Origin of the sequence: Mycobacterium sp. 141, from assembly GCF_000382405.1 — a bacterium.
Classification (GTDB): domain Bacteria; phylum Actinomycetota; class Actinomycetes; order Mycobacteriales; family Mycobacteriaceae; genus Mycobacterium.
The window spans coordinates 93,609-106,461 of record NZ_KB908256.1; the positions used below are offsets into that span (position 1 = coordinate 93,609).

6 protein-coding genes are annotated in these 12,853 nt (G+C 67.8%); 5 read left to right on the forward strand and 1 reads right to left on the reverse strand.

Translation table 11 applies throughout. The features are described 5' to 3' along the window. The first annotated feature begins 12 nt into the window (after positions 1-12). The 4 genes from H276_RS0103205 to H276_RS0103220 are packed head-to-tail and all read left to right on the forward strand — an operon-like array spanning position 13 to position 11,324. Positions 13-5,433, forward strand: coding sequence for a non-ribosomal peptide synthetase (locus tag H276_RS0103205; protein WP_019969862.1), 5,421 nt, complete (start codon positions 13-15; stop codon positions 5,431-5,433). After that, positions 5,430-9,818 (forward strand): non-ribosomal peptide synthetase, encoded by a 4,389-nt coding sequence (locus tag H276_RS0103210; protein ID WP_019969863.1) that lies wholly within the window; start codon positions 5,430-5,432, stop codon positions 9,816-9,818. The genes H276_RS0103205 and H276_RS0103210 overlap by 4 nt, the downstream gene beginning before the upstream one ends. Then, complete coding sequence (gene mbtG, locus H276_RS0103215; RefSeq protein ID WP_019969864.1) at positions 9,815-11,134, forward strand: NADPH-dependent L-lysine N(6)-monooxygenase MbtG; 1,320 nt, start codon at positions 9,815-9,817, stop codon at positions 11,132-11,134. The genes H276_RS0103210 and mbtG overlap by 4 nt, the downstream gene beginning before the upstream one ends. Next, positions 11,112-11,324 (forward strand): MbtH family protein, encoded by a 213-nt coding sequence (locus H276_RS0103220; protein WP_019969865.1) that lies wholly within the window; start codon positions 11,112-11,114, stop codon positions 11,322-11,324. Before mbtG ends, H276_RS0103220 begins: the two co-directional genes overlap by 23 nt. Positions 11,325-11,333: 9 nt before the next feature. On the opposite strand, the gene H276_RS0103225 is transcribed toward H276_RS0103220, so the two are convergent. Further along, a complete protein-coding gene (locus H276_RS0103225) occupies positions 11,334-11,648 on the reverse strand; it encodes a type II toxin-antitoxin system VapB family antitoxin (protein ID WP_019969866.1) in 315 nt (104 codons plus the stop codon). A 173-nt stretch (positions 11,649-11,821) separates the two neighbouring features. On the opposite strand from H276_RS0103225, the gene hrcA reads away from it, so the two are divergent. Further along, entirely contained in the window at positions 11,822-12,853 is a 1,032-nt protein-coding gene (gene hrcA, locus H276_RS0103230; protein ID WP_019969867.1) for a heat-inducible transcriptional repressor HrcA, read from the forward strand.

A 12,853-nucleotide genomic window follows, 5' to 3' on the forward strand; every position in this document is an offset into this window, starting at 1 on the left:
AAACACTTTCGCGTGACTGACATCGCAGACGCACCTCGAACCTCCGACGCGCGGCTGGAACTGATGCGGCGCAAGCTTGCCGAACGCGGTCTGGCTGCCGGGCCCGACCGCACCACCGTCGATCCCGGTGTACTGACCGACGGGCAACGCCGGATGTGGTTCGTGCAGGGCTTCGACCCCAGCGGGGTGCTGCTCAATGTCTGCCTGTCCTACCGGCTCAGCGGAGAGATCGATGCCGAGACACTGCACGACGCGGTGAATGCAGTCGCCCGGCGACACCCGATCCTGCGGACCACCTTCGCCGCCGACGAGAACGGCGAACCACGGGCCACCGTGCACGACGACCTGGCCCCGGCGTGGACGACACACGACCTCTCCGAGAAGTCCGAGCGGGCGCGCCAATTGCGGCTCGAGGTGCTCGCACAGCGGGAGTTCGGCACCCCGTTCGATCTGGGCTCGGACTCGCCATTGCGCGTCACGCTGATCAAGACCGGCACGGCCGAACACGTCATGCTGCTCGTCGCGCACCACATCGCCTGGGACGACGGGTCGTGGCGGGTGTTCTTCACCGATCTCACGCGCGCTTATGCCGGAGCCGAACTGCCCGAAACGCCTCGGGTGTACGGCAATCCGGCGCTTCGAGCGGCAGAGGCCGACGAGGACGTCGCCTACTGGCGCCAGGTCCTGGCTGATCCGCCAGAGCCGTTGGAGCTGCCCGGCCCCGCGGGTTCGGCCATACCGACCAGCTTCCGCTCCCAGCGCACCACGTTGACACTGTCGCCCGATACCGTCGAGAAGGTGTCGGGGTTCGCGCGTGACACCGGGGCGACCCCTTTCATGGTGTTGCTGGCTGCTTTCGGCGCCCTGATCAAGCGCTACACCCACACCGACGACTTCCTGGTCGCCACACCGGTACTCAACCGCGAGTCCGACGAGACCATCGGCTACTACGGCAACACCGTGGCGATGCGGATGCGGGTCAGTCCGGTTACCGGGTTTCACGACCTGGTCACCGCGACCCGCGACACCGCGCTGGGGGCCTTCGCCCATCAGCGGGTGAACCTCGACCGCGTGGTGCGCGAACTGAACCCCGACCGACGTCACGGCGTCGAACGTATGACGAGGCTGAGCTTCGGTTTTCGCGAACCCGACGGTGGCGGGTTCCACCCCGAGGGGGTGACGTGTCGGCGCGGTGAGCTACGCGGCCAGCACACCCAGCTGCCGCTGGGCTTCATGGTCGAATGGGATTCCACCGGTACCGGCGATGTCGTCGTCGAGGCCGAACATCTCACCGAGGTCGTCGACGCCCCGCTGGCGGCTCAGATGCTGCGTCACTTCGCGGTGCTGCTCGAGCACGCACTCGACGATCCGCACATGCCGCTGTCCCGGCTGGACCTGTTCACTCCCGAAGACGCCGAATGGATCCGCAACGCCAGCACCGGCGAGCAATTCCACACTCCGGCAACCACATTGACGGACCTGGTGGCCGAGCAGGCCGCGCGCACACCCGACGTGACCGCGGTGGTGTACGAAGGCAGGCACTACAGCTACCGCGAGCTCAACGAGTCGGCGAACCGGCTGGCGCACTGGCTCATCGGACAGGGCATCGGCACTGAGGACCGGGTGGCGGTCCTGCTGGAGAAATCTCCCGAACTCGTCATCACCGCACTCGGCATCGTCAAAGCCGGCGCGGTGTACCTACCGGTGGATCCGACCTATCCCGAGGACCGGCTCAACTACATCCTTGCCGACTCCGACCCGAAAATCGTGCTGCGCGAACCGGTCACCGGGCTGGAGAACCAGCCGTGCGCCGATCCGACCGACACCGACCGAGTACGCCCGTTGTCCCCGGACAACACCGCGTATCTGATCTACACATCCGGCTCCACGGGCCTGCCCAAGGGTGTTCCGGTACCACACCGCCCCATCGCCGAGTACTTCGTGTGGTTCGGCGGCGACTACGGCGTGTCACAGGACGACCGCCTGCTGCAGGTCGCCTCGCAGAGCTTCGACGTGTCGATCGGCGAGATCTTCGGCATGCTCGCCGCCGGCGCCCGGCTCGTCATCCCCAAGCCGGGCGGGCTGACCGACATCGGTTATCTCACCGACCTGCTGCGCGACGAGGGCATCACCTCGATGCACTTCGTGCCGTCGCTGCTCGGTCTGTTCCTGTCGTTGCCCGGAGTGAACGAATGGCGCACGCTGCAGCGCGTTCCCATCGGTGGAGAAGCCCTGCCGGGCGAGATCGCCGACAAGTTCCATGCCACATTCGACGCGCTGCTGCACAACTTCTACGGGCCGACCGAAACCGTGCTCAACTGCACCCGCTACAAGGTGGAAGGCAAGCAGGGTGCCCGCATCGTGCCGATCGGCACCCCGAAGATCAACACCACCATCCACCTGCTCGATGAAGCATTACAGCCCGTCGCTCCCGGCGTGATCGGCGAGATCTACATCGGCGGAACACATATCGCCCATGGTTACCACCACCGACCGGGCCTGACCGCCGAGCGCTTCGTCGCCGACCCGTTCAACGCCGGTGGTCGCATGTACCGTTCGGGTGACCTGGCGCGGCGCAACGCCGACGGTGACATCGAGTTCGTCGGCCGCGCCGACGAACAGGTCAAGATCCGCGGGTTCCGCATCGAACTCGGTGAAGTGTCCGCGGCCATCTCCGTGGACCCGTCGGTCGGCCAGGCCGTCGTGGTGGTCAGCGACCTGCCCACGCTGGGCAAGAGTCTGGTCGCCTATGTGACTGCGGCATCCGGTGCCGACAGGGTCGAGATCGACCGCATCCGGGCCAGGGTGAGTGCGGCGTTGCCCGAGTTCATGATCCCGGCGGCCTATGTCGAGCTCGCCGATATCCCGATCACCGCGCACGGCAAGATCGACCGTAGGGCGCTTCCCGAGCCGGAGATCACGTCCGCCACCGAATTCCGGGAGCCCTCGACAGACACCGAACGCGACGTGGCGGCACTATTCGCCGAGCTGCTCGATCGCGACCGGGTGGGCGCCGACGACTCGTTCTTCGACCTCGGCGGTCACTCGCTGCTGGCCACCAAGTTGGTCGCCGCGGCGCGCGCCCGCTGCGGGGTCGACGTCGGTGTTCAGGATGTCTTCGAATACACCACCGTGTCGGGGCTGGCTGCGCGCATCGAGGCGCTGCGGGCCTCCGGCACGAGTGCTGACGGGCCTGCGATCGTCGCGGTGCCGCACGACGGGCCACTGCAGATGTCTGCCGCGCAGTTACGCCAGTGGTTCCAGTTCCGCATCGACGGCCCCAACCCCGTGAACAACGTGCCGTTCGCGGCGCGACTGAGTGGGCCGTGCGATGTCGAGTTGTTGATCGCCGCGGTCAACGATGTCGTCGAGCGGCACGAGATCCTGCGTACCACCTACCGCGAAATCGACGGTGCGCCATACCAGATCGTGCACCCGAAAGCCCCGCTGACCGTGCGTCGGGCCCAGGGTGAGGATGAGGGCTGGCTGCAGCGCGAACTCGATGCCGAGCGCAAGCACTGCTTCGATCTGGAAGCTGAACTGCCCATCCGGGCCGCGATCCTGTCTGCCGGCGAGGAGCATGTGCTGTCCCTGGTGGTGCATCACATCGCCGCCGACCATTGGTCGGCCGCCGTGTTGTTCACCGATCTGCTCGCGGCATACCACGCGCGGCGGGCCGGACAGCCGGTGGAGTTGGCGCCATTGCCTGTGCAGTACGCGGACTTTGCGGCCTGGCAGGCCGAGTTGCTCGCCACGGTCGACGCGCAGCGGGACTATTGGACACGGCAGCTGGCCGGGCTGGCCGAGAACGACGTCGAGACCGGTCTGCAGCCGGACTTCCCACGGCCGCCCGTGCCGACGGGCGAGGGGCGGGCGTTCGATTTCCACATCGATGCGCCGACCCGCGACAAGCTCGTGGAGCTGACCCGCGAGCTCGGGGTCACCGAGTTCATGCTGCTGCAGACCGCTGTCGCGATCGCATTGCACAAGGCAGGCCAAGGCACCGATATACCGCTGGGCACCCCCGTGGCCGGGCGCACCGTACCCGAACTCGACGGGCTGATCGGGTTTTTCATCAACATCCTGGTGCTTCGTAACGACCTGTCGGGCAACCCGTCCCTGCGTGAGATGCTGCGCCGGTCCCGCGAAATGGCGTTGGCCGCCTACCAACATCAGGATCTGCCGTTCGATCGCGTCGTCGACGCGGTGAGCCCGGTGCGGTCGCTGTCGCGCAACCCGCTGTTCGGTGTCGTCGTGCACGTGCGGGACGACCTGCCGTCCGAGCAGATCATCGATTCGGGCCCCGACGGGGAAACGCGTTTCACCACACTGGAACCCACGTTCGACGTGGCCCATGCCGATCTGTCGCTGAACTTCTTCGCTCAGCCGGGCGCCGGGTACAAGGGCACCGTCATCTACCGCACCGAGCTCTACGAACCCGCGACCGCGCAACGGTTCGTCAAGTGGCTGCACCGCATCGTCGAAGCCTTCGTCACCGACGCCAACCAGACGCTGCGCGACATCAGCGTCATCGAACTGGACGAGCGGCGGCGTCTCGTCGAGGACTGGAGCCGCCGGGCGGTACCACCGGAGGGGCTCCCGCAGACCGAGGGCGCGACGCATGTCTATGTCCTCGACGGATGGCGGGAACCCGTCGCCGTCGGCGATATCGGCGACGTGTATTTCGCAGGCGGCGCGGTCGACGAGGCTGCTCGTACCGCGACAGCCGCAGCGGCACAACGGTTCGTGCCCAACCCCTTCGGCGCGGGGCAGCTGTATCGCACCGGCGATCGGGCGCGCTGGACCACCGACGGCCGGCTGCAACCGGTCACCACTGGCGAGCCCCGCCTGCAGGCCGCACTGGAGGCGCTCGACGGCGTCGCGGCGGCAGCCACCAGATACTGGACAGAAAGCAGCGGAGCACTGCCGGCCGGGTACATCGTTGTGCGACAGGGCGGTGATGCGCAGGCCCTGCTCGAGGCCGTACATGCCGCGCTGCCAGCCGAATTCGCCGGTGTACCCATCAACGTCGTCGACAACCTCGACACGTTGGCGCGACCGACGGCGACGGTGCGCGCGGGATCGTCTGCACCGCCCGCCACCGAGACCGAACGGGCCCTCGCCGCACTCCTGGCCGAGTTGCTCGACATCGACACGGTCGGGCGCTACGACGACTTCTTTGCCCTCGGCGGCGACAGCATCCTCGCGGTGCAATTGGCGGCACGCGCACGCGACGCGGGGTTGTCGATGACGGCGCGGACGGTGTTCGAACATTCGGAGTTGGCCGAGTTGGCCGAGGCCGTCGACACCGGCGCCGCGAGTGCGGCATCCGGCGACACCCACCACGCTCCCATGGCCGCGTCGGGCCTGTCTGCCGATGAGCTGGCGACGCTGACCGCAGGCTGGGGAAAGGACACGGACGGGACATCATGACCGCCACCGGAACACCGTCGGGTGTCGACGACGTCTTGGCGCTGAGCCCGCTGCAGCAGGGGCTGTTCTCGCTGGCCGGGCTGTCCGACGGCGCCGAAGGCGTAGATCCGTACGTCATCGCGATGGCTGCCGACGTCGACGGTCAGCTCGACGCCGAGTTGCTGCGCAGTTGCGCCGAGGCGATGCTGATTCGCTATCCCAACCTGCGGGCCAGCTTCTTTCAGGGCAACCTGAGCCGCCCGGTGGCTGTCGTCCCCTCGGCGATCGAGCTGTCGTGGCGGCACGTCGCCGCCACCGAGGCCGAGGCCGCGGCGGTCGAGTCCGAGGAGCGGGCCAGGCCGTTCGACCTGGGGCGCGGACCGCTGATCCGGTTTCTGCTCATCGAGAAGCCTGAACAGCGGTGGCGGCTTGTCGTTGTGGCCCACCACATCACGATCGACGGTTGGTCGTTGCCGGTGTTCGTCGGCGAATTCCTCTCGCTGTACGCCGCCAAGGGGAACAGCGCGGCACTGCCCGCATCGCCGCGGCCGTACCGCGACTACATCGGCTGGCTGGCCGGACGTGACCAGGACACGAGCCGGGCCCGCTGGCGGTCGTACCTCGCGGGCCTGGACGGCCCGACCATGCTGTCCCCGGCACTATCCGGCCGAGAAACCCTGCCGGGGCTGCCCCAACGCACCGAGGTCACCCTCGACGAGCAGCAGACGGCGGACATCGTGGCGGCCGCGCGCGTCCGCGGCGTCACCGTCAACACGTTGTTCCAAATGGCATGGGCAGCAATCCTGTCCGTGTTCACCGACCGCACCGACGTGGTGTACGGCGTCACCGTGTCGGGCCGTCCCGACGAGTTGTCCGGCGTCGAGTCCATGGTCGGGCTCTTCATCAACACCGTGCCGCTGCGCGTTCGGCTGGACCCGGTGCAGCCGGTGGGGGAGCAGTGCCTGGCGCTGCAACGCGAAGCCGCCGACCTGCGAGACCACAGCTATCTCAGCCACACCGAACTGCGGTCGCTCGGTGAGATCGGCGAGCTCTACGACACGCTGCTGGTGTACGAGAACTTCCCACCCGGCGGACTGGTCGGAAGCGAGGACTTCCCGCTCGACGGCGCTGTGCTGAAACCCGCTGCCCTGGAAAGCCTCTCGCATTTCCCGGTCACCATCGCCGCCCACCCCACCCACGGCAGGCTCACAGTGCTGGTCGAAATACTCGACGGCGCACTGGGACTGCTCGACCCGCAAGCGCTCGGGCAGCGGGTGCTCGCGGTCGTTCAGCGTCTCCTGCAGCTGTGGGACCGTCCACTACGTGAGGTGACCGTCACCCGCGATGACGAGTTGCGGCCCGCCGCCGTGGCCGACAGCACCGAACGACCGGGCGGGTTCCACACCACGTTCACGACGGTCGCCGAAACACGTCTTGGTTCTATCGCATTGAGTTGGGACGGCGGCGAACTCAGCTACCGCCAACTCGACGAGGCCGCCGACCTGCTGGCTGCCGGGTTGCGCCGCCGCGGTGTACGCACCGAAACCTCCGTGCCGATCCGGTTGCGGCGCGGCCCCGACTACGTCGTGGCCATGTTGGCGGTGCTCAAGGCCGGCGGGCTCATCGTGCCGCTGGATCCCTCGATGCCCGACGAACGCGTCGCGGAGATCCTGCGCCAGACCGGGGCGACGCTCGTCGTCGACGAGGCCCTGCTGGCGGCGGTCCGCGCCGAGCCGGCCACCGACCACACTGCGGCACAGGTGCATCCGGGCCAGGGGGCCTACATCGTCTTCACCTCCGGTACCACGGGAAAGCCCAAGGGCGTCATCGGAACCCACCGTGCCCTGTTGGCCTATGGCGCCGACCATGCCCGTCGCGTGCTGCGCCCGGCGGCGAAGCGGCTCGGCCGCCCGCTGCGCATCGCCCATGCGTGGTCGTTCACCTTCGACGCGGCCTGGCAACCGCTGGTCGCCCTGCTCGACGGGCACACCGTGCACATAGTCGGCGACGACGTGCAGCGCGACGCCGAGGCTCTCGTCGACACCATCGGTCGCTACGCGATCGACATGATCGACACCACGCCGTCGATGTTCAGCCAGCTGCGGGCCGCGGGGCTGCTCTCGCGGGTTCCGTTGGCCGTGCTGGCCCTGGGTGGCGAAGCCATCGATCCCGCGGCCTGGCAGGCGATCCGCTCCGAGTGCGAGCGCACCTGGATGTCGGCACACAACTGCTACGGGCCCACCGAGACCACGGTCGAGGCGGTCGTCGCCGCGATCACCGAGCACACCCTGCCATGCATCGGAGACCCCACCGACTCGACTGTCGCCTACATCCTCGACCACTGGCTGCGGCCGGTTCCCGACGGGGTGACCGGTGAGTTGTACCTGGCCGGTGGACAACTCACCCGCGGTTATACCGGCAGGCCAGGCGAGACCGCGGCCCGTTTCGTCGCGGATCCCGTCAATCCCGGGGCCCGCATGTACCGGACCGGCGACGTGGTGCGCCGCCGCCCGGGATCGCGGGCCATCGAGTTTCTGGGCCGCGGCGACGATCAGGTCAAGATCCGCGGGTTCCGGGTCGAGCCGGGCGAGGTCGCCGCGGTGCTCAGTCGGCTGCCCGATGTCGACCACGCCCATGTCGCGGTGCGCCGGCACCGCAGCGGGCCCCGCCTGACGGCCTACGTGGCGGGCGCCGCGCCCACCGCCGAGCTGCGCCGCGCACTGTCTGCCAGGTTGCCGAGATACCTGGTGCCACACCACATCATCGCCGTCAACGAGATTCCGCTGACCGGCAACGGCAAGGTCGACGATGCCGCGCTGGCCGCCCTTGATCCCGATAGCCGGGTCGACGGGTCCGAGGCTCCGGCGACCGACACCGAGAAGGTGCTGGCCGAGGTGCTCGCCGGCGTACTCGACACGGGTCACATCGACGTCACCGCGGACTTCCTGGAATTGGGTCTGGACAGCATCGTGGCGCTGTCGGTGGTGCAGGCGGTGCGCCGCCGCGGCATCGCGATGCGAGCGCGGCTGATGCTGGACTGTTCGACGGTCCGCGAACTCGCGTCGGCGATCGACGACGACGAGGTCCGTGTCGACGATGTCGACGAGGATTCGAGTCCGATCCCGTTGCTGCCCAACGGCCGTTGGCTCTATCAGTACGGTGACCCGCGTCGGCTGGCGCAGACCGAGGCGTTCCGCCTGCCTCCGGGCATCACCAGGGACCACCTCGACACGTTGCTGCGCACCGTGATCGACGGACACGAGGTACTGCGCACGCGGCTGGACCCCAACACCATGACGCTCGTCGCACACCCGACGGTGGGGGTGCTCCGCGAGGCGACGGCGTCGGGCGACCTGGCCGCCGCGGTGGCCGAGCAGACCAGGCAGTCGGTGGAACGGATCGACCCGCAACAGGGTTCGATGCTCGACGCGGTCTGGCTGCACCATCCCGACGCCGGTTCGGGTGTGCTGATCCTCACCGGGCACGTGCTGGCGCTGGACCCTGCGTCGTGGCGGATCATGGTCGGCGAACTCGAGACGGCCTGGCATGCGCTGGCGGCCGGGCGCACGCCCACGCCGGTCCGCGAGCACACGTCGCTGCGGCAGTGGTCACGCCTGCTGTCCGACCGCGCACTCAAACTCGACACGTGCGAGTTCTGGGAGCGGCAGTTCGACGGCGACGATCCTGACCTCGGTGCCCGGCGCATCGATCCGGCCACCGATCGGATGAGCGACGTCGTGGTCGAGATGTCCTTCGCCGAACCGGATGTCACCGCGCGTCTGCTCAGCGCACCCGTACCGGTGACCGAGGTGCTGGCTGCGACGACGGCCCGCACGCTGACGATGTGGCGTCGCCGCCGTGGCCAACCGACCGCGACGCCGTTGCTCGCGCTGGAAACCTACGGGCGGTCGGATGCCGTGCTCTCGGCAGGTCTCGTTGACGAAGACCGCGATATCGACACCGGTGACACCGCCGGATTGCTCAGCATGATCTATCCGCTGCGGCTGACTGCCGACGATGCCCGCGGCGTCGCGGCCGAGGTCGCCGCCATCCCCGGCGATCCGATCGACTTCGGTCTGCTCCGCCACTTGCGGGAAGACACCGCCGAGCGGCTTGGTGCTCACCGGGATCCGCAGATTCTGCTGAATTACCTGGGCCGTATCGCACTCGACTCGGCGGACAACGCTCTGCAGCAGGATCGGTCCCTAACGGCGAAAGTGTCGCCGGTGCCCGAACCCGATGTCGCGATCCGCCACGAACTGACCATCTTGGCCGCGGTGATCGACCGCGGCGGGGTCGCCGTACTGGGCACCCAGTGGCGCACCCTGCCCGACATCCTGTCCGGCGCCGATATCGCTGCGCTGCAGGCGATCTGGCTGGACGCCCTGCGAGAGGTGACCGCGTGAGCACTCCGAGGCGCACACTGGCCGTGATCGGTGCAGGCCCCAAGGCGATCGCGGTGGCCGCCAAAGCCGCCGAGCTGCGGGCCATGGGCCTGAGCGCTCCCGACGTCGTCGTCGTCGAACGTGCCGGCGTCGCGGCCAACTGGCAGGCGATCGGCGGTTGGACCGACGGGCAGCACCGGCTGGGCACCAGCCCGGAAAAAGACGTCGGCTTCCCGTACCGGTCCTCGTTGGTACCTCGTCGCAATGCCGAACTCGACGAACGTATGGTGCGGCACAGCTGGCAGTCGTACCTGATCGACATCGGCCACTTCGCCGAGTGGATCGATCGGGGCCGTCCGGCACCCACCCATCGCCGCTGGAGCCAATACCTGAACTGGGTGGCCGACAACATCGGTATGACCGTGGTGTCCGGCGAGGTGACCGAGATCGGCGTCGACGACAGCCAGACCGCTTGGGTGTTGCGCACCCATGACGACACCGTGCGGGCCGACGCGGTCATGGTCACCGGCCCGGGACAGGCGGAAACGGCCATCCTGCCGGGCAATCCGCGAGTGCTTTCCATCGCCCAGTTCTGGCATCGCGCCGCTGCGCAGGAACTCATCTCCGCCGAACGGGTCGCGGTGATCGGCGGCGGGGAGACCGCGGCAACCATGCTCAACGAGCTGTTCCGCCACCGGGTTTCAACCATCACCGTGATCTCGCCGCAGATCACGCTGTTCACCCGCGGCGAGGGATTCTTCGAGAACACGCTGTATTCGGACCCCACCCACTGGTCGGGCCTGACCCTGTCGGAACGCCGCGACGCCATCAACCGCACCGATCGTGGGGTGTTCTCAGCACGGGTGCAGGAGGCGCTGCTGGCCGACGACCGCATCCGCCATCTGCGCGGCCGCGTCGCGCATGCCGTCGGCCGCGATGAACGCATCCGGTTGACGCTGCTCAGCGACAAGGGCGCGCAACGGCTGGAGACCGTGCACGGATTCGACCTCGTGATCGACGGATCGGGCGCTGACGCACTGTGGTTCGTTCCGCTGCTGGCCCAGGACGCCCTCGACATGCTGGAGCTCGGTCTGGGGTGCCCGCTTACTTCGGAGAGCCTGCAGGAGTCGATCGGCGACGATCTCGCGGTCTCCGGGGTGCACCCGAAGTTGTTCCTGCCAGGACTGGCGGGCCTGAACCAGGGACCCGGTTTCCCCAACCTGAGCTGCCTCGGGCTGCTGTCGGACCGCGTGCTGGCGGCCGACCTGGGCGCCCACTCAGCCGCCACCACAGAGAGATCGACGAGGAGCACTGATGAGCACCAATCCGTTCGATGACGACAACGGCACGTTTTTCGTTCTGGTGAACGACGAGGACCAGTACAGCCTCTGGCCGGCGTTCGCCGACGTGCCCGCCGGATGGTGGGTGGTCTTCGGTGAGAGCGGCCGGTCGGACTGCCTGGCCTATATCGAGCAGACCTGGACGGATCTGCGCCCGAAAACCCTGCGCGCGGCCATGGCGGAGTAACGGGCCACGCTAGTCAGACGTGCGGTGCAGCGAGTCCATGTCGAACAGGCGGGCATGCAGGATGGTGCGGTTCCGCAGCGCGGCACGCACCGCACGGTGCAGGCCGTCCTCCAGGTAGATGTCGCCGTGCCACCTGACCGCGTGTGGGAACAGGTCGCCGTAGAACGTCGAGTCCTCCGACAACAACCGATCCAGGGCGAGCACCGTGGTGGTGGTCACCAACTCGTCGAGCCGCAATTGCCGGGGCGGGATACGGGACCAGTCGCGATAGCTCAATCCGTGCTCGGGATAGGGCTTGCCCTCGATGACACGTTTGAAGATCATCGCCGACCTGCTTGCGGGCCACCTGTATGCGGTCTTGCCAACGGCATGGTTGCCAAGGCTAGCCCTCGCACTGCTCCGCACGCATCGTCTATGGGGTCGGTGAAGGTCTCGCCGGTCAGTAAAATGGATCAAGCGATATAGGCCCGTGGCAACTCGGAAGGGCAGGTGAACACGTGGGTAGTGCCGACGATCGTCGTTTCGAAGTGCTGCGCGCCATCGTCGCCGACTTCGTCGCCACCAAGGAGCCCATCGGTTCGAAGACTCTCGTCGAACGCCACAACCTGGGTGTCTCCAGCGCGACCGTGCGCAATGACATGGCGGTGCTGGAGGCCGAGGGCTACATCACTCAACCGCACACCAGCTCGGGACGGGTGCCTACCGAGAAGGGCTACCGCGAGTTCGTCGACCGCATCGACAACGTCAAACCGCTGTCGTCGTCTGAGCGTCGCGCCATTCTCAACTTCCTCGAATCCGGCGTCGACCTCGACGACGTGCTGCGCCGGGCCGTGCGCCTGCTCGCCCAGCTGACCCGGCAGGTGGCCATCGTGCAGTACCCGACGTTGTCCACCTCGACCGTGCGCCACCTCGAGGTGGTGGCCCTGACCTCGGCGCGGCTGCTGCTGGTGGTCATCACCGACACCGGCCGGGTGGACCAGCGCATCGTCGAACTCGGCGACGCCATCGACGAGCATGAACTGTCCAAGCTGCGGGAGATGCTGGGGCAGGCCCTGGAGGGCAAGCGGCTGACCGCCGCATCGGTTGCGGTGTCGGATCTGGCCAGCCACCTTAACGGCAGCGGCGGCCTGGCCGACGCGGTCGGGCGTTCGGCCACGGTGCTGGTCGAGACGCTGGTTGAGCACGTCGAGGAGCGGCTGCTGCTCGGCGGCACCGCCAACCTGACCCGCAACACCGCCGACTTCGGCGGCTCGCTGCGGTCGGTGCTGGAGGCGCTGGAAGAACAGGTCGTGGTGTTGCGGCTGTTGGCGGCGCAGCAGGAGGCCGGCAAGGTCACTGTGCGCATCGGCCACGAAACCGAGGCCGAGCAAATGGCGGGGACGTCGGTGGTCAGTACCGCGTACGGCAGTTCGGGCAAGGTGTACGGCGGCATGGGTGTGGTGGGGCCCACTCGAATGGACTATCCGGGAACTATCGCTAATGTCGCTGCGGTTGCTCTCTACATTGGTGAAGTCTTAGGCAGCCGCTGA

Coding starts and splice junctions, on each gene's coding strand:
- H276_RS0103210 (WP_019969863.1), top strand. CDS start 5,430: ATGACCGCCACCGGAACACCGTCGGGTGTCGACGACGTCTTGGCGCTG.
- H276_RS0103220 (WP_019969865.1), top strand. CDS start 11,112: ATGAGCACCAATCCGTTCGATGACGACAACGGCACGTTTTTCGTTCTG.
- H276_RS0103225 (WP_019969866.1), bottom strand. CDS start 11,648: ATGATCTTCAAACGTGTCATCGAGGGCAAGCCCTATCCCGAGCACGGA.